We start from the raw sequence: 16,802 nt of genomic DNA on the forward strand, positions 1-16,802 counted from the left end.
TCAGCTTTCGATGGCCACTTGCTTCCAATCAGCAGGCTGAATTAAGGGGAAGAGAGAATCTTCTGCTTCTACGTCATTCAGCCACGCTTCACTCATTCTGTCTTGGCCATCGATGCAAGCCATCAGTGTCCAAAAGCGTTCTAAATGGCGTTCAATCCGTTCTTTGGCCAGTCCAGTGGTGGTGCCTGCGCGCAGGATGAAACTCCAATCGGACGATTGAGCTAAAAGCAATTCGCGGCCAGCTTGATGGAGCATGCGCAGACCTTGTTCACTGCCCACCCCGCGGCTGCAGCGTTCTTTCATCGCACGGCCCGCACGGCTCCACTCCGGAATGATCCAGGCATTGCTGTCGTTGAGCCAATAATCATGGAAACCACCCTGTCCCCAGCTGGAGGGGGAGGGATCGCAAATTTGCAGATTCGGGGTTTGGCTTAAGACACCGCGCAACGTGGTGAATCGCACCTGTTGCTCCGGTCCTTGGCGGAAGAGTTCAGCCAGGAACATCGGGCCCTCAAACCACCAGTGGCCAAATAATTCAGCATCGAAGGGGGCCACCAACAACGGGGCCGTCTCCATGCGCTGTTCGAGGGCTTCGAGTTGGAGGCGCCGCCCCTCGAGGTAATGCTTGGCATGGTCTTTGGTGCGGGCCTGAGCGAGCGCAGGCTCATAGGGCTGTTTGGCATCCAGCGGAGCCCGTTGGTCGCTGACGCGATGCAATTTGAGGCCGAGGGGGCGTTGGGTGGGTAAGCCAAAGGATTCGATCTGCTCTTGCGGGAGATCCCAGCCCAGGTCCCGGTGGAATTCTCGGTAGGCGGGATCACCGGGGTAGCCATCGCGGGCTGACCAAACCGGCAGGGTTGCGTCGCTGTCGCGGCCAAAAAAGGCCACGCCATTGCGGCTGCAGATCGGCGCGTATACCCCATATCTCGGCCGTGGTTTGGCATGGAGCAAGCCGTGGCCATCCAGCACCGCATAGCGCAGTCCGGCATCGCGCATCCAAATGTCTAGGCCTTCGTAGTAGGCACATTCCGGCAGCCAGATCCCGAGAGGCTGTTCGCCAATGAGGCGTTGGTGTTCGCGGACGGCTGTGCGCAACTGGGCGCGTACAGCTTCAGGGTGTTCTCGTAGCAGGGGCATGTAGCCGTGCGTTGCCCCGCAGGTGAGCAGGTCGAGCACTCCTTGTTGTTGCAGCGCCTTGAAGCGACTGATCAGATCGCCATTGCTGTTCTGCCAGCTCTGGAGGTAGCGCTCAAAACAGCTCTGCAGATGGTCGGCAGCGGCTTTGCGATCGCTGGGGGCCTGTTGCAGAAGCCGCAAGCGGGATTGAACCCAGCTCGGGAAGCGTTTGTGGAGTGTGCTGTCTGCAAGCAGTGACAGGAGGGTCGGTGAGATCCCCATCGTGAGGCGTGCTTGCTGGGCTTGGTCGCCCGCCGCAGACTCCAGCATCTCCACCAGGGGGAGATAGCACTCGATTAACGCTTGAAAAAACCAATCTTCTTCGAGCGAGTTCGCCTCGTTCGCCCGCACGTAAGGAAGGTGCGCATGGAGAACAAGGGCTAGTGCTCCTTGGGCCAACGCTCAAACTCACTATCAATCAATTGAATGTACCGGTATTTCTCCCTAAAGCCGCCGGCTCGTAACGCCTGTCTCGCTTAGAGTGGCTTAACTCATAGTCATTCCGACTAAAACCCTTCGAGGCTTTAGCCATGGCCAAGGATCCAGGTCGCGTTTTGATCTTCGACACCACTCTTAGAGATGGTGAACAATCCCCCGGTGCCAGCCTCAACCTCGAGGAGAAGTTGGCGATTGCCCAGCAGCTGGCCCGGCTTGGCGTTGATGTGATCGAGGCTGGCTTCCCGTTTGCGAGCCATGGCGATTTCGCTGCCGTGCAGCGCATCGCCCAGCAGGTTGGTGGTGAGAACGGCCCAATTATTTGTGGCTTGGCCCGCGCGTCCCGCGGCGACATCAAGGCTTGCGCTGACGCCGTCGCTCCGGCCCCAAAGCGACGCATTCATACGTTTATTGCCACCAGCGACATCCACCTCGAACACAAACTGCGCAAGAGCCGTAAGGACGTGCTTGGCATCGTTCCCGAGATGGTGGCCTACGCCCGCTCCTTTGTGGATGACGTTGAATTTTCCTGCGAGGACGCCGGTCGCAGCGACCCTGAGTTTTTGTACGAAGTGATCGAAGCGGCCATTGCCGCTGGTGCCAGCACCGTGAACATTCCAGACACGGTGGGTTACACCACACCCTCTGAATTCGGCAGCTTGATCGAGGGCATCAACAGACATGTGCCCAACATCGATGAAGCGGTGATCTCTGTGCACGGGCACAACGATCTTGGGCTGGCAGTGGCCAACTTCCTCGAGGCTGTTAAAGCGGGCGCGCGTCAGTTGGAGTGCACGGTGAATGGCATCGGTGAACGCGCCGGTAACGCTGCTCTCGAAGAGCTGGTGATGGCGATGCATGTCCGCCGCCGCTATTTCAATCCCTTCTTTGGACGTGAGGAGGATTCACCAACTCCGCTCACCGCAGTCCGCACGGAGGAAATCACCAAGACCTCGCGCTTGGTTTCCAATCTCACCGGCATGGTGGTGCAACCCAATAAAGCGATTGTGGGTGCCAATGCCTTTGCGCACGAATCGGGGATCCATCAAGACGGCGTGTTGAAAAACCGGCTCACCTACGAAATCGTTGATGCCCGCACCGTTGGCCTCACCGACAATCGGATCTCGTTGGGCAAGCTCAGCGGCCGCAGCGCTGTTCGGGCTCGCCTGGAAGAGCTCGGCTATGACCTCAGCCGTGAGGATCTGGATGATGCGTTTGCCCGCTTCAAAGATCTTGCCGATCGCAAACGGGAAATAACGGACCGCGATCTTGAATCGATTGTCAGCGTCCAGGTGCAACAGCCCGATGCGAAATATCAGCTGAAGCTGGTGCAGGTGAGCTGCGGAAGCAGTCTTCAGCCCACAGCCACGGTGACCCTCGCCGATGAAAATGGTCAGGAGCAAACCGCAGCCTCGGTGGGAACGGGGCCGGTGGATGCCGTCTGCCGTTCTCTCAATCAGCTGGCAGGTGAGCCCAATGAATTGGTGGAGTTTTCTGTGAAGTCGGTCACGGAAGGGATTGATGCCATGGGTGATGTCACCATTCGTCTGCGTCGTGACGGCCAGCTTTATTCCGGCCATTCCGCCCATACGGATGTGGTGGTGGCCGCGGCTGAGGCGTTTGTGAATGCTTTGAATCGGCTTGTTGCCGGAACGGCAGGACCAACGATTCATCCGCAACGGGATATGGCTGAGCTCGATTCCAGCCCTGTCCGTTAATGAGGGCTTGATGGCGCTCAAATCCATGTCGCTCAAATCCACTCTGCGTCCAGCTCCCCTTCTGCAGCTGTTGCTGCTGATCCTGCTGGCACTGGCCGTGCTGGTCCCTTTGCTGTGGCTGGTGAGCACGTCTTTGAAAGGCCCCGCTGAGGACATCTTCACGAGCCCGCCTTCGCTGTTTCCGACCCAGCCCAGCCTCGATGCCTATGGGCGTCTGTTTCGTGACAATCCGCTTTGGACTTACATCTTCAACAGTTCAGTCGTCAGTTTCCTTGCGGTGGTGGCGAATCTTCTGTTCTGCTCCCTTGCGGCTTACCCATTGGCGCGTATGCGCTTTTTTGGTCGTGGTCTTGTGTTGGCCCTCGTCGTGGCAACGATTCTCATCCCCTTTCAGGTGGTGATGATTCCGCTGTACCTGCTGATGGTGCAGCTTGGGTTGCGCAACACCCTGATGGCGTTGGTGATTCCTCAGGCAGCCACCGCCTTTGGTCTGTATCTCCTCCGTCAAAGCTTTCTTGGTGTGCCCGTTGAGCTTGAAGAGGCCGCACGCATCGATGGCTGCAGCAAGCTTGGTGAATGGTGGAACGTGATGATTCCTGCGGCCAAGGCTGATCTGATCACCCTGGCGATGTTCGTGTTCATCGGCACCTGGAGTGACTTCCTTTGGCCCCTGGTGATCCTTGATGATCCAGGCTTGTTCACCTTGCCCTTAGGGCTGCAGCAATTGGCCAGCAGCTTTTCTCTCGATTGGCGGATTGTTGCGGCCGGCTCCGTGGTGTCGATCCTGCCGGTGCTGGTGATGTTTGTGCTACTCCAGCGCTTCATCCTTCCCAATGCCAGTGGGGATGCGGTTAAGGGATAGGAATGAAGTCCAGCGATGGCTTGTCTGATTCTCCTGGCCGCGCCGTTGGCTCTGAGCGTTGAACCCGTTGTCGTTGCTGCGTGCTCCAGCGCTGCTGGGCTTGTTTTAAGTCACCGATTTGTGTTTCGAGGGATTGTTGGCGGCGTTGCAGGAACTCCAGCTGTTCCACCATCAGGTTGGTATTGGTGACCTCAGACTCTTGTTGTTCGAGCTCATGGAGTTGAAGACGGATCGCCCGGATCGCCTCGGTGTGATGACGGTATCCCTGCCAGAGCGCCAGGAACAGCAGGGTGAGCATTGGAAGAGTCACCGCTTCGATGACACGCCATCGGGAACCCATGGTCAGCGAGAAGGCTTGTTTGTTGTCTGAGCATGATTGCTGACGAGAGGCCAGCGTTGCCTCTCACGGTGTCAGGTTGTTGCGGTCTGAACCCTTAAAGGGTGGGTCGCTGGTGTAGATCAATTTCAGTTGCCCCTGGTTCATGTCGCTGCAAGATCTCGATCAATTGCTTGGCTCGCGTCATGACGATCCTGCTTTGGCCGAGCAACTTGCCCAGCCATTGCCCTTGGAGGAGTTGATCACCCTGGCCAAGTCTCGTGGGCTCACGATCACCGAAGACGACGTGTTTCAGGCTCAACAACGGGAGCAGACCAATGCCAGCGCCGCTGATCTGCAGCAACAAATGGCGCCTGAGTCCAGGCGACTGCGGCACTTCATTCCAGGTTGATAAGCGCCGCTCAGCGTTTGGGATCTCTGACGATCCAAGACCGCGCCCTTAAACCCCGTTAACAAGAGGTTGATCATTTACTGAGTCATGGCTTCTTTCACGATCAGCATCGAAGGTGGATCCAGCTTCAGCTGTGCCGATGATCAATACATCCTCGATGCCGCTGAAGAGCAAGGCATTGACCTCGCCTATTCCTGCCGTGCGGGTGCTTGCAGTACCTGTGCCGGCAAGATTCTCAACGGAAGCGTTGATCAAGCTGACCAAAGCTTCCTGGATGACGATCAGATGTCCAAGGGGTTTGCCTTGCTTTGCGTGAGCTATCCGCTGAGCGATTGCTCGATCAAGACCAATGTGGAAGACGAGCTCTAAGCGAGCTTGATCACGTCCGGGGTTTCTCCATGGGTTTGGCCGATGAGCAGGGCATGGTTCACGGCCCCTTCATGGCTATGAAAACTCCAGGCGGCTTCGACGCTCGAGACCCCTTCAATCGACTGGGTTTGGTGATTCAAACTCAAGTAGCTACCAGTGCAGTTTTGACGGAGCACATAGCGTTCAGCAACTGGGGATCTCATGACGTTCTTATCAAGGCTTAATTCCGGGTTAGCGATGGCTGTTCCCCGATCTTTCGGTCTTCAGGATTTCCTTTGTTTTCAACCCTTGACATTGTTACTGAGCGCCCCTGGCTCACTCATTGGCTGCGGTTGAAGAGGCTTCGGCCGTAAAAGCAGATCGTCGGGTCCAGATCAAGCCATCAGGGGCTTGGGCTTGTTTCTGTTGCCCGCCATTCCTGAACCAGGGATCGCTCATCGCCTTGAAGCCGCTGGGATCGAGCCCCCAGGTGTTTTGCAGGTAGTCGGAGCACATCTGTTCGGAGGCGGGTTCGCTTTGCTGCCAGTGCACCAACGACAAACGCGTTGGCCGAATCGTCACGACGGCAATCTTTCCCAGCGGAGCGGCCTCCGGGTCGGGTTCGACCCATTCTTCAACCCGTTCCTCTGCCACAAATAACCGCAGCGCGCTGCTGCAATCGCGGCCGTCTAGGGGGTATTTGTCGAGGTAGAGGCGTCTTGCTCGTTTGAACAATGCCGAGGGCGCGCGCGCCATCAGCTGCTCAAGTGCAGCTTGGAGTTGTGGGTGGCTCATCGTGAGCTCATCTTGAGCTGATCGTGACGTTTCGGCTGTCTTCTTGCTTCACCGCTGGCGTTGTTGCGCAGAGGTGGAAGACTAGGGACAGATGCGTGATTGGAACATTGCCGAAACTTGTTCGTTCTTTATACAGACTGATTGCTTTGGACGGCAGTCCCCACCCAGTGCTGGATGCTCCCTATGAATCGATGGATGCTGCTGAAGCAGCGGCTCAGAGCTGGTGTTCGGGGCAAGGCCGTGATCTCTCCATTCAGCAGCGTGGGATCGGTTTAGAGGTCCAAACAAGTTGTGGTGCTTGGAGAACGATTCGCTATCCGCAGGCCTGTCTTCGTGACGGCGGAGAGCCCTCTTCCGTCCTTTGAGCCCCTACCGATGAACGTGAGCGTGGATCTCTGTGTGGTGCCTGTGGGCGTTGAAGGTTCGCTGGCGCCGTGGGTGGCGATCTGCAACGAGCTGATCAAAGCGTCGGGGCTTGAGTATGAGCTCGGGCCGAATGGAACCGCGATCGAGGGGGATTGGGATGCTGTGTTTGCCTGCGTGAAGCGCTGTCATGAGCGGCTGCATGGTGAGGGGGTGCCGAGGATTCACGCCACGCTGCGTGTGAATACCCGTGTGGATCGAGAGCAGTCGTTCCGCGACAAAGTTCCCAGCGTTGAGCGCTTGATCCTGCCTTGAGCGTTATTTAGGCGTTGCCGATAAGAAGGGCTTTGGGTCTGGCGCAAATCTGTAGATCCAAAGCCGCGCATTCTCATTTGTCTCCCTTGTGTCTTGAATGAGACCAGGCATCGGCCAGGCTCTTGATGTGGAAATCCGTTCTTCGTTCCTCGTGGTTTGTCCTCGTTGGAATTGGAGCCCCTTTGATGGGCTCTCTTTCGATTGGATCTCCAGTGCGTGCCCAGTCATGGGCTGACATCGGCGACTATTCCTCTCTTCTGCGTCAAGCCGGCACCCAAACCTTGGTGGCAAAAGACTGCCCATCTGGACTCTTAGGTGCCTTTCATGCCGGAAGGAATGCCTTGCTGTTGTGCTCCAACAACCTTCAAGATGATCCCGCTCAGGTGTGGACGGTGCTGGCCCATGAATCAGCCCACGTGATGCAGCATTGTCAGCAGGGACCTCTCTTGCCTGATCATCAGATTGGCAGTGCCCTTGCCCAGATCGAAAAGCAGTCGATGAGCTCGTTTCAGGAATTGCGTTTGTATCACCAGTCCCAGCGGCGCGATGAAATTGAGGCAAGGCTGGTGCAGGGATTGCCGATGGCTGAAGTGAAAGCGTTGTTTCGAGGTTTTTGTGGAAATCGTCTGAAACGGGGTGCTCCAAAGAGCACTCCTGCTGAGGGGTTAGGCGATGGATGAGGACGCACCGATCACGCCGATTACCGGTCCCAACATCGATGCAGAGGGCCGTCTCACCTACATGGGGGAGGACGGGCGTCGTTATGTGGTGATGGATGGCGATGAACGGGATGAAACCTCCTCCGCAGCCGTGATGGAGGCACTGCGTAGTGCTGGACCCTTGTTTGAGGAAATTGAAACGCTCTGCCAGGGGTGGGTGGATGAGGTGAGTGATGCCGCCTTGACCCGGGCAGAAGCGATTGCCTTGCTGCTTGCCACGCTCGAAACCTTGTTGGATGACGAGAGTTGACACACCGGTGTTTACGGTGGCTATTCCTGGTCTGATCTTCGATGGGTCCCAAGTTGCCCGGCTACTGGTTGATGACCTGGCTCGGGCTCACCGGGAATTTGCTGGCATTGCCCGTGATTGGTCTGGTTGCGTTTCAGGCATCCAGCCTTCAGGCCGCCACGATCAGCGTGGCTTTTGCGCTTGCCTGGCCGGCGGCGATCGTGGGAATCGTGGCCTCTGCTGGTTTGCTTGGTGAGCGCCACTGGGGCGTGATTTTGGCCATCGTCTCCTTGTCGATGGCTTTGGCTGGATCCCTGCCCTACGGCATCGTTCGTCTTTCTTTGCTGGCTCTCGGGGGAGGAGACCAAGCGATTGTGTTGGGTGTGGCCACGATTGTGTTGGGCCTCCTCAACGTGCTGGCCCTGCTCTACTGGTGCCGTCCCGGCCATCGTCGTGGTGGTCGCCTCTGAGCGATGGCCGAGGAATCGGACTTGTTGGTCGGATCATCCCTCTCGGGGTTTCTGGTTCATTGCTGGCATCCCCATTTTGTGGTGGTCGAGAAGCCTTCCGGCTTGCTGAGTCAGCCTGGTCTTGGTCCCGCCCAGAGCGATTCCTTGATCAGCCGGGTTCAGGCTGTGCTGCCGGAGCTCCGCCTCGTGCATCGTCTCGACCGCGACACCTCCGGTTTGCTGCTGTTGGCCAGGGATTCGCTGAGCTTGAAATGGCTTAGCGGCCTGTTTGCCGATCGCAAAGTGCACAAGCTGTATGTGGCTGATGTGCATGGCCATCCCAAGGCCCTCTCAGGATCGGTGCGCGTGCCATTGGCGCGTTTGTCTGCCCACCCGCCCCGTTATGGGCCTCACCGCGATGGGCGCTCCTGCCTGACCCTTTGGCGTTGTGCCCAGCTTGGAGATGACCGCTCACGCCTTTGGCTTGTTCCTCGAACAGGCCGCTCCCATCAATTGCGGGCGCATTTGGCAGCGATTGGTTTACCCGTGATCGGCGATCCGATTTATGCAGCGCCTGGGGTTGGCTCCTCCCCTGACCGTCTTCATCTGCATGCGCTCGGCATGAGCTTTTCCGACCCCTTCAGCGGGCAGCGCATTCGGGTGCGCTCTCTTCTGCCTTGGCCCGTGCGATTGCTTAGGCGCTGAAGCTGCGTTTCGCCGGGATTGGGTAGGGAATCCGGCGGTGTCGCATGCGCCTCCAGACGCGCACAAAGGCATGCATCACCAGGTCCACTTCGGCGCGACTGAGTCCGCTTTGCCTCAGTTGTCCGTCGGCTAAGCGCGCCTCCAAGATGCGCTTCACCGTGGTTTGCGCTTCGCTGTCGCTGGTGTCGGGGGGGAGTGATCGCAAGGCGGCCTCACAGCCATCAGCCAGCATCAAGATTCCCGTTTCTTTGGATCGAGGGGTGGGGCCTCGGTAGCGAAACAGGTGTTCTGAAATCGTTGGGTCCCTCTGCTGGGCTTGATGCAGGAAAAAGCCCATGCGCAAGGTGCCTTGATGCTCCGGAATGAAATCCGCGATGGGCCGCGGCAAGCGGTAGCGCCTGGCCAGTTTGAGGCCCTCGTCCACATGGGCCTGGAGAACTCCGGCGCTGGCCACCGGGTCGTTCAATTTGGTGTGCGGATTCTCTTCGCCGCCGGTTTGATTCTCAATGAACCAGTTCGGGGCATGGAGTTTGCCCACATCGTGATAAAGCGATCCGGTTTTGATCAGATCCACATCGGCCCGAATGGCCCGAGCACCCTCTTCGGCCAGCCCGCAGATCATCAGCGTGTGTTCAAAGGTTCCAGGTGCTTCTGACGACAACCGTCGCAGCAATGGACGCTCTTGATCCGCCAGTTCCATCAAACGGGCCCGAGTGAGTAGGCCGAATGAGCTCTCCAGCAGGGGAATCAACAGGATCGTGAGCATCATCAGTAGACCCATCAGCAGGGCCTCGGACGCGAGTTCTCCGGTGTCGGGTGTGAGCCGCGTCCAGGACAGGTTCACGGCTTCAAACGGTTGCCGCAGCACCACCATTTCGGCGACCAACGCACCCAAGGGGAGCAACACCGCCAGTTGCAACAACTGCGCTCGACTGCGTAATCGACCGGCCTGAATGGCGGCGATCGCCGCAACGGCCGCCGTGATCAGCAGCCGGCCTTCGCCTAATCCACTCACGGGAGTCGGCCACAGCAAACAGCTCACGGCCATCCAGGCCAGGCCACTGGTGGTTCCAAGCCCTTGGGCCAAGAGCAGGGTGGGAGGCACGATCACAGCCAGGGGGCTTACGGCTGCACCAAACCAAAGCTTGCTGAATTGGCTGATCAATAGGAGGCCGATCGCCAGAAACCCGTGGGACGCCTCAAGGCAGGGTCTTTCCCGTTTCATCACGAGCAGCATCACGCCGCAACTCGCCAGTGCTTCGGTGAAACGCAACAACCAGATCCCCAGCTTCGGGCTGCGATTAATCAGTCCAAAGAAATCGAGCACGTCGTAGGCCTGGGAACTAATCGGTTCGCCTTTGCGCGTGATCAGATCGCCCGCTTTGACTTCAATGGTTGGAATGCCTTGTTGCGTGATCAGCTCTTCAATCAGTCGTTGACTGCGCAAGGGATCGGTCTGGAGGTTGCTGGCTCCTTGAAGTGTGGTCGTCGCGATCTTGCTGCCAAGGGTTCTGGCTGGAGCGTCCTCAGGTCCCAAGGCTTCGAGTTGCAGGGATGAGGCCTTTCGGAGCTGTTCAATCGCCAGCGTGTTCACAAGACCTTGGCTGAGCATCCGATCGACAGCCCTGCGGATCGTCATGTCCCAGTTTTTCCGATCCTGTTGGGATCGTTTTTCCAGCCAGAATTGTTCGTCTGTGGTCAGATTGACGGGGCCAATTCGATCAATGTTCTGGCTCCTGGCGACGCGCTCCAATTCGGCGAGATGACGCTCGAGTCTGAGCTTGAGAAGGCTTGATTGCTGCGCATCCACCACCTGCACAAAGGTGTTGGGCATCAAGCTGGATCTCCTCTGCTCGAGCGCTTCGCTGTCCACCACCCGTGCGGCTTTCGGAGCAAAGGAATCGAACGGTGCTGGGATGCCGGGGCGTAAGTCGGGTTCTACCAGCCAGGGCCAGCTGGAAACAAGCGCAACGGCAATGCAGACCAGAAGCAGTCCAGCCTTTTGGAGGCGGTTCCAACGCAGCACAGGGCGTCGCGGTGACTCACTCCGCAACCAGCTTCTCCAGAGCTTGGCCAGAGGATGAGATCGGAACACAGCTGTTGATCACTGATACAGACGCTAGCCCCACTGAGGAAGCATGCTGGGATCAGTGTCAACAGACCTCGATGGCTCTCCGGCTGGATGGCAAGCAGCTCGCCGCAAAGCTGGAAGCGCGCTTGCAGCAGCAGATTCAAACCGGCCTGGCGGCCGCAGGGCGATCACCAGGCCTGGCGGTCCTCCGCGTTGGCGATGATCCGGCCAGTGCGGTCTACGTCCGCAACAAAGAGAAGGCCTGTGCGCGCATCGGGGTGGAAAGCTTTGGCTCCCATCTCCCGGCCAATGCATCACAGCAGGAGGTGCTGACAGCGATTCGCGCGCTCAATGCGGATCAGCGGGTGGATGGAATCCTGCTTCAGCTGCCCCTACCGGAGGGGCTGGATGAGACGCCTCTCCTGGCTGAAATCGATCCCGACAAAGATGCCGATGGACTGCACACCTTGAATCTTGGGCGGCTGTTGAAGGGTGAGCAGGGCCCACGCAGCTGCACACCGGCTGGCGTGATGGTGATGCTCCGTGATCAAGGCATCGATCCCGCCGGCAAGCGTGCCGTTGTGGTGGGGCGGAGCATCCTGGTGGGTCAGCCGATGGCCCTGATGCTTCAGGCGGCGAACGCCACCGTCACGGTGGCCCATTCGCGCACGCAAGATCTCGCATCGATTACCCGTCAGGCCGAGATTCTTGTGGTCGCCGCAGGGCGTCCTGAAATGATCGGTGCAGACCACATCACTCCTGGTTGCGTGGTGGTGGATGTGGGGATTCATCGCCGCCCTGAGGGCGGACTGTGCGGTGATGTGCGTGCTGAGGAGCTCGAACCGGTTGCTGCAGCGCTCTCTCCAGTTCCTGGAGGAGTGGGCCCGATGACGGTGACGATGTTGCTGGTCAACACTGTGGTGGCCTGGTGTCGACGCCATCAGGTTGCGTTGGACTTGTCCGATTTGGTGGTCTGAACCCCTCGGCCTGAGAGAATTCCCTCAGCACTTCGCTCACCATGTCCGCTGCGGCCACTAGCCCCGAAAGCGTGCCGTCCTCCGGTGAGCTCCCCTCCAGCTTTGATTTTGCGGCTTACCTAAAGCTTTCCCGCGATCGCGTGGAGATCGCTCTGGATGCCTCGATGGGCCCCGAGCGTCCTGAATCTTTGCGCGATGCCATGCGCTACTCCCTTCTGGCGGGGGGGAAACGCTTGCGCCCGATCTTGTGCCTGGCGGCGTGTGAATTAGTAGGGGGGTCGCCCGAGCTTGCGATGCCAACGGCGGTGGCTCTGGAGATGATCCACACCATGTCGTTGATTCACGACGATTTGCCCGCCATGGACAACGATGACCTGCGCAGGGGGCGTCCGACCAACCACAAGGTGTACGGCGATGCCATGGCCATCCTTGCGGGTGATGCCATGCTCAGCCGTGCTTTTGAAATGGTGGCTGTTCGCAGTGCCAACGTTCCCGCGGAGCGCTTGTTGCGGGTTGTCGGTGAATTGGCGCTCGTGTCGGGTGCCCCCGGATTGGTCGGAGGTCAGGTGGTTGATCTTGAATCCGAGGGTCAAGCGGTTGATCTCGAGACGCTTGAGTACATCCACCTCCATAAAACCGCGGCCTTGCTGCGTGCCTGTGTGGTGACCGGAGCTCTGATCGGCGGCGCGAGTGATCAGCAACTGCAGGCGATGCGCACCTACGCCAACGGTATTGGTTTGGCCTTCCAGATCATTGACGACATCCTCGATGTCACTGCCAGCAGCGAGGTGCTAGGCAAAACGGCAGGTAAGGATCTTCTCGCCGATAAAACCACCTATCCCAAACTTCTGGGCCTTGAAGCTTCGCGCGAGAAGGCGTTGCAGTTGGTGCGGGAGTCCAAGGCGGCTCTCGACCCATGGCGGGACAAGGCGGCGCCCCTGTTGGCTCTCGCCGATTACGTGGCGAGTCGCGATTGTTGACCATGGTGATTTCAATGATGTCGACCCTGTCTATGCCTGCACAGATCTTGGATAATGCTGTGCTCGCCTGGGGATTGGCGGCTTGCGGCTTGGCACAGTTCTCCAAGCTGTTCCTTGAATTGGTGCTGAATCGGCGCTGGAGGCCGGCGGTGTTGGTTGAAACCGGAGGAATGCCTTCCAGTCATTCGGCATTGGTCACAGGTACAGCCGCTGGCGTGGGCTGGCAGATCGGTTTTGATCAGCCTGCGTTTGCGCTGGCTGCCACGGTGGCTTTTGTGGTGATGTACGACGCCAGTGGGGTGCGCCGGGCGGCAGGATTCACGGCTGCACGCCTCAATGAATTGCCTGACTCGCTCTGGCCTAACCAACCGGAGAAGCCACTCAAAGAACGGCTCGGTCACACCCGAACGGAGGTGTTGGTGGGCAGTTTGCTGGGACCTTTAATCGCCCTACCTGGACTCTTTTTTGTGGGGTCGCCCCTGCATTTGGCCCAAACGTTTGGTTTGTTCAGCGGGTGAGCAGGCTGAAGCCGTCTGAGGCCACTCTTACCGACGATCAGCAGACAGCAGCTGCATTGTTTGAGACGTGGTTAGCAAGCGAAGACCCTGGCGTTCCGTTTGTGTTGAGCGGTTATGCCGGCAGCGGCAAAACCTTCCTGTCGATGCGCTTGCTGCGCCAAGTGGAAGCCACAGGCCTGTGTTGGACCGTTGTAGCTCCTACCCATAAAGCGGTGGGTGTGTTGCGCCATGCCCTTGATTTAGAGGGCCTTCATCCCACCTGGTACCCCTCCACCATCCATCGACTCTTGCGTCTCAAGTTGCGACGCCAGGGGGATCGGGAGGTTTGCGAATCCACGGAACAAACGGCGGCATCGTTGGAACATCTCGGCCTGGTCTTGGTCGATGAGTCCTCCATGGTCGATAGCTCGCTGTTGTCGGTCGCACTGCAGTGCGCGCATCCTTTCAAGACTCGGCTGGTGTTCGTTGGCGATCCGGCCCAGCTTCCGCCGGTGGGGGAAGCGGATAGCCCGGTGTTCTCCATGGACCGTGCGATCACGGCGTCGCTAAAGCAAGTGGTGCGTCATCAAGGCCCAGTGCTTCAGCTGGCGAGCTGCCTGCGCGATGGACGCTTGCCCTGTGAGCTGCCGCCCTTGATGCCACCGCTGCGCAGCGAATTGGGCCAGGTGGGTGTGCTCAATCGCTCGGCTTGGCTGATCCAGGCTCAAGAGGGTCTGCGCCGTGCTGCGGCCTGTGATAACCCTGATGCAGCACGCATTCTTTGCTACACCAATCGCACCCTGGATGCGCTTGTGCCCCATGCGCGACGGGCCATTCATGGTGAGATGGCCGATCAGATGGCCGTTCTTCCAGGTGAAGTTCTGATCAGCCGGACGGCGGTGATGGCCCCTGCCTCCCGCGACGGCGCAGAGACAGGGGAAGAACCCGATCTGGTGCTCGGCTCGAATCGTGAAGTGGTGGTGGAGGATGTCACCCCCGAACGCTGTGATCTGGCTGAATTTGGGTTTGCGGGGGAGACGCAGATGGCTCTCGCTGGATTCGAGGCCCCTGTGATTGAGACCGTGACGGCGAGGGTTCGTAGTGGTGAGCTAGAGCTCAGTTTGCGCTTGCAGCCACCGTCCGGGAGTGCGGCGCGGCAGCGTCTTGATGGTGTGCTTCAGGGGTTACGCACGCAGGCAAGAGATGCGGGAAAGCGGGGTGGGCGGCCCCTTTGGCGCCGCTATTTCTTGATCCGTGATGCTTTTGCTTCCTTGGGTCCAGCCGCTGTACTCACCGTTCACCGCAGTCAGGGCAGCAGTTTCGGAGAGGTGTTTGTTGCCGATGATGTGTTCTGGCCACAGGACCTCGTCCTGCGACGCCAGTTGGCTTATGTCGCTGTAAGCCGGGCGCAAGAGGCTGTTTGGATAGCGGGAAAGTCATCATCAGCCGCAGCGGTGGAACGCTGGTCTCGGGCTCTTAAAAATGAATCACACCCATGACATGTCTGCTGTTCATGTGAATGGGTAGGGATCACAGAAGATCTTCATGCCCTGCATAGCATCTCTAAGGGGAGAAAAGATCGGCTTTTTTAAGCCAAAGATGGTCTTCAAAAACCCTGCGAGAGATTGAATATGCTTGTAATCCTATGAGGCTGTTGATACGCGCTTTGCAGGTCTATTCAGCAGAACGAAGCGAAGGCATGTTCTTGTCTTTGTGACGCTATTTAGCAGATGTTATGAATGATTTTGAGTGAAAACTGTCAGGGTTAACCTTCCTTCCCTAGGTGGATGCATGGAAAATTATTATTCTTCTGATGCTGTTTGCGGCTCCAGATGCTTGGTGATGCACATGGTCACGCAAACGCCATCCTTAAGGTCGCAACTTGTGACGCATTCCAGGTAAGCGTCGACGCTATCCCAGCGCTCTGTGATTGATGTGTATGAGTGTCCGGTTGGGATTGCTTTCATCTTGTTCTCTCAAGTGGTTATTGAGTACGATGATTTTCATTTGCTGGCAAGTAAATGATTGCGATATAAATCGTTCCTAGGTTTATTTGCTTACTTTGCATCAGTCAAGAGTTGTCTTGCCTGCTTGCGCACTTTTTGTTTGCTTAATGTGTGCTTGATCATGCAATAAAAAACCGCCTTGCTGATCGCTAAGGCGGTCGTTACGAATCCGTTGGTCTTGGCTATGTAGCCATTAATGCATGATATGTGAAAAGCAGAGATGGAATAATGTGTATGTGACGATACCAATTGAGATTGCGGGAACTGTAAAGTTCATGGCTACTCCTGTGGATAACACTAACTTAATAGGAGATATTCATGCCCTCGGCATCAGCAACTACATAATTCTTTTAACGAGTAAAAATACCTACTTCTGTTGATTGTTATTCGTTTGATGGTGCTTCTGTCGGATGTCGGGTTGGCGCGGAACAGATACTTTTCATTGATAGGTTGCTCAATCGCGGCTGCAGGATCTGATGTGATCCTGTTATAAGGCGCATACCGGTGGCAATGATTCAACTGTGATGTCGAAGGCTGCATCTCTGTTGTTGTCATTATTCTGCTGCAATTCAATCGCTTTGCTAGCAACTTCTAGGGCCAAATGCATTAATTGTCCATTTGGGATCGCTTCATTCTTTGCGGTGCTTGTTTTCGCCATCAGTATCTGATTGATGAACAGTACTAAAACCTTATGGTCTTCCTTTGATGCGGTTTGTATCTATCCATACTCTCCTTGCTGTAGATCCTGTAAAAAGCCGATTTCTTTCGTTGGTCAGTTGATCACTCCCTGGCAAGCGAAGCTTTTTATCTTGTCCTATCTGCGGCGACAAAGGCGAGCAATCGCTTTGTGATCGAAAGGTTAGTTCTTCGTTGGTGTCTGTGAACTCGAATGATCAAGCAGCTCAGCAGCCAATAGATCCTTGGCCAGTATCGATAAACCCACTCCCATCAGAGCGAGAGCGACGCCTTGATGGGCGTCTGCACTCTTAGATACTTTTCTGGAAAGCTCTAGGTGTTGTTTCCAGGAGAAGTGCATCGAGGCCAGGCGTGACAATGCTTTTTAGGCTAATTAGCTGTTTCAATCAAAGGCATAAGCGCCGTTAGGCAATGATCTGTAATAAGCGAAATGTAGTGAGTTGAGCATGTAATCGTCAAATCGGTTGCAATCACTACCTGATGGATTTGCGTCGTCATTGCTTAAGGGCTAACTTCAGCTCGCCAAGCAAAAAGACCCATGGATCCAATTGCTTTGACTATCGGGCAAATGTTCGAAATCGAGAAGTTTTCAAGAGAGATTGACGGTTCTAAAGACGTTGAGGAGTTGCAATCGATCGCTAAACAGTTGCTTGTCGCGTGGAAGCAGCAGCAAGCTGCATCAGCGTGGATCATCCGTCAGCAACAAGGCCTTTGACTGCTTCGGAGCACAGCT

At 57.0% G+C, this 16,802-nt stretch carries 21 protein-coding genes; 15 read left to right on the forward strand and 6 right to left on the reverse strand.

All coding sequences use genetic code 11. From position 1 onward, the window contains the following. Nucleotides 1–1,575 (reverse strand): glycoside hydrolase family 57 protein, encoded by a 1,575-nt coding sequence (locus tag SYN8016DRAFT_RS00585; RefSeq protein ID WP_006852264.1) that lies wholly within the window; start codon nt 1,573–1,575, stop codon nt 1–3. Nucleotides 1,576–1,706: 131 nt separating this feature from the next. Here SYN8016DRAFT_RS00585 and SYN8016DRAFT_RS00590 point away from each other — a divergent pair, with 131 nt between their 5' ends. Both SYN8016DRAFT_RS00590 and SYN8016DRAFT_RS00595 read left to right on the forward strand, forming a co-directional pair. Further along, nucleotides 1,707–3,329, forward strand: a complete 1,623-nt coding sequence (locus tag SYN8016DRAFT_RS00590; RefSeq protein ID WP_006852265.1) for a 2-isopropylmalate synthase — start codon at nt 1,707–1,709, stop codon at nt 3,327–3,329. A gap of 25 nt (nt 3,330–3,354) precedes the next feature. Then, nucleotides 3,355–4,191, forward strand: coding sequence for a carbohydrate ABC transporter permease (locus SYN8016DRAFT_RS00595; RefSeq protein WP_038013569.1), 837 nt, complete (start codon nt 3,355–3,357; stop codon nt 4,189–4,191). On the opposite strand, the gene SYN8016DRAFT_RS00600 is transcribed toward SYN8016DRAFT_RS00595, so the two are convergent. Then, nucleotides 4,181–4,531, reverse strand: coding sequence for a hypothetical protein (locus SYN8016DRAFT_RS00600; RefSeq protein WP_006852267.1), 351 nt, complete (start codon nt 4,529–4,531; stop codon nt 4,181–4,183). The genes SYN8016DRAFT_RS00595 and SYN8016DRAFT_RS00600 overlap by 11 nt on opposite strands. 142 nt (nt 4,532–4,673) lie before the next feature. Between SYN8016DRAFT_RS00600 and SYN8016DRAFT_RS00605 the strand changes: the two genes are divergently transcribed. Both SYN8016DRAFT_RS00605 and SYN8016DRAFT_RS00610 read left to right on the forward strand, forming a co-directional pair. Beyond that, entirely contained in the window at nt 4,674–4,919 is a 246-nt protein-coding gene (locus tag SYN8016DRAFT_RS00605; protein WP_006852268.1) for a Nif11-like leader peptide family natural product precursor, read from the forward strand. 87 nt (nt 4,920–5,006) lie between these two features. Next, a complete protein-coding gene (locus SYN8016DRAFT_RS00610; protein WP_006852269.1) occupies nt 5,007–5,288 on the forward strand; it encodes a 2Fe-2S iron-sulfur cluster-binding protein in 282 nt (93 codons plus the stop codon). Here the strand turns inward: SYN8016DRAFT_RS00610 and SYN8016DRAFT_RS00615 are convergent. Then, complete coding sequence (locus SYN8016DRAFT_RS00615) at nt 5,285–5,491, reverse strand: hypothetical protein (protein WP_006852270.1); 207 nt, start codon at nt 5,489–5,491, stop codon at nt 5,285–5,287. The two genes, SYN8016DRAFT_RS00610 and SYN8016DRAFT_RS00615, sit on opposite strands and share 4 nt — an antisense overlap. 112 nt (nt 5,492–5,603) lie before the next feature. Then, on the reverse strand, nt 5,604–6,062 hold the full coding sequence (locus tag SYN8016DRAFT_RS00620) for a hypothetical protein (protein WP_006852271.1): 459 nt from the start codon (nt 6,060–6,062) through the stop codon (nt 5,604–5,606). Between the two features lie 167 nt (nt 6,063–6,229). Here SYN8016DRAFT_RS00620 and SYN8016DRAFT_RS00625 point away from each other — a divergent pair, with 167 nt between their 5' ends. The 6 genes from SYN8016DRAFT_RS00625 (at nt 6,230) to SYN8016DRAFT_RS00650 (ending at nt 8,842) form a co-directional block, all read left to right on the forward strand. Next, nucleotides 6,230–6,427, forward strand: coding sequence for a hypothetical protein (locus tag SYN8016DRAFT_RS00625; RefSeq protein WP_371212433.1), 198 nt, complete (start codon nt 6,230–6,232; stop codon nt 6,425–6,427). Between the two features lie 10 nt (nt 6,428–6,437). Continuing rightward, the gene (locus SYN8016DRAFT_RS00630) at nt 6,438–6,740 is read left to right on the forward strand and encodes an MTH1187 family thiamine-binding protein (protein ID WP_006852273.1); all 303 of its coding nucleotides are present in this window, start codon (nt 6,438–6,440) and stop codon (nt 6,738–6,740) included. Between the two features lie 185 nt (nt 6,741–6,925). Continuing rightward, on the forward strand, nt 6,926–7,420 hold the full coding sequence (locus tag SYN8016DRAFT_RS00635) for a hypothetical protein (protein ID WP_253909750.1): 495 nt from the start codon (nt 6,926–6,928) through the stop codon (nt 7,418–7,420). Then, nucleotides 7,413–7,709 (forward strand): hypothetical protein, encoded by a 297-nt coding sequence (locus SYN8016DRAFT_RS00640; protein WP_006852275.1) that lies wholly within the window; start codon nt 7,413–7,415, stop codon nt 7,707–7,709. Before SYN8016DRAFT_RS00635 ends, SYN8016DRAFT_RS00640 begins: the two co-directional genes overlap by 8 nt. Nucleotides 7,710–7,750: 41 nt before the next feature. Further along, a complete protein-coding gene (locus SYN8016DRAFT_RS00645) occupies nt 7,751–8,158 on the forward strand; it encodes a hypothetical protein (protein WP_006852276.1) in 408 nt (135 codons plus the stop codon). Between the two features lie 3 nt (nt 8,159–8,161). Then, nucleotides 8,162–8,842 carry an RluA family pseudouridine synthase gene (locus SYN8016DRAFT_RS00650; RefSeq protein WP_006852277.1) on the forward strand — a complete coding sequence of 227 codons (681 nt, stop codon included), beginning with the start codon at nt 8,162–8,164 and terminating at the stop codon, nt 8,840–8,842. On the opposite strand, the gene SYN8016DRAFT_RS00655 is transcribed toward SYN8016DRAFT_RS00650, so the two are convergent. Beyond that, on the reverse strand, nt 8,832–10,937 hold the full coding sequence (locus SYN8016DRAFT_RS00655) for an HDIG domain-containing metalloprotein (protein ID WP_006852278.1): 2,106 nt from the start codon (nt 10,935–10,937) through the stop codon (nt 8,832–8,834). The two genes, SYN8016DRAFT_RS00650 and SYN8016DRAFT_RS00655, sit on opposite strands and share 11 nt — an antisense overlap. Before the next feature lie 71 nt (nt 10,938–11,008). Between SYN8016DRAFT_RS00655 and folD the strand changes: the two genes are divergently transcribed. The 4 genes from folD to SYN8016DRAFT_RS00675 are packed head-to-tail and all read left to right on the forward strand — an operon-like array spanning nt 11,009 to nt 14,866. Then, nucleotides 11,009–11,890, forward strand: a complete 882-nt coding sequence (gene folD, locus SYN8016DRAFT_RS00660; protein ID WP_006852279.1) for a bifunctional methylenetetrahydrofolate dehydrogenase/methenyltetrahydrofolate cyclohydrolase FolD — start codon at nt 11,009–11,011, stop codon at nt 11,888–11,890. Nucleotides 11,891–11,931: 41 nt separating this feature from the next. Beyond that, the gene (gene crtE, locus SYN8016DRAFT_RS00665; protein WP_006852280.1) at nt 11,932–12,870 is read left to right on the forward strand and encodes a geranylgeranyl diphosphate synthase CrtE; all 939 of its coding nucleotides are present in this window, start codon (nt 11,932–11,934) and stop codon (nt 12,868–12,870) included. A gap of 2 nt (nt 12,871–12,872) precedes the next feature. Next, entirely contained in the window at nt 12,873–13,388 is a 516-nt protein-coding gene (locus SYN8016DRAFT_RS00670) for a divergent PAP2 family protein (protein ID WP_006852281.1), read from the forward strand. Then, on the forward strand, nt 13,385–14,866 hold the full coding sequence (locus SYN8016DRAFT_RS00675) for an AAA family ATPase (RefSeq protein WP_006852282.1): 1,482 nt from the start codon (nt 13,385–13,387) through the stop codon (nt 14,864–14,866). The genes SYN8016DRAFT_RS00670 and SYN8016DRAFT_RS00675 overlap by 4 nt, the downstream gene beginning before the upstream one ends. 994 nt (nt 14,867–15,860) lie before the next feature. On the opposite strand, the gene SYN8016DRAFT_RS15185 is transcribed toward SYN8016DRAFT_RS00675, so the two are convergent. Beyond that, nucleotides 15,861–16,031, reverse strand: coding sequence for a hypothetical protein (locus tag SYN8016DRAFT_RS15185; RefSeq protein WP_006852284.1), 171 nt, complete (start codon nt 16,029–16,031; stop codon nt 15,861–15,863). A gap of 576 nt (nt 16,032–16,607) precedes the next feature. Here SYN8016DRAFT_RS15185 and SYN8016DRAFT_RS15455 point away from each other — a divergent pair. Further along, complete coding sequence (locus SYN8016DRAFT_RS15455; RefSeq protein WP_006852286.1) at nt 16,608–16,784, forward strand: hypothetical protein; 177 nt, start codon at nt 16,608–16,610, stop codon at nt 16,782–16,784. The last annotated feature ends 18 nt before the right edge of the window (nt 16,785–16,802 follow it).

Source organism: Synechococcus sp. WH 8016, assembly GCF_000230675.1.
Classification (GTDB): Bacteria; Cyanobacteriota; Cyanobacteriia; order PCC-6307; family Cyanobiaceae; genus Synechococcus_C.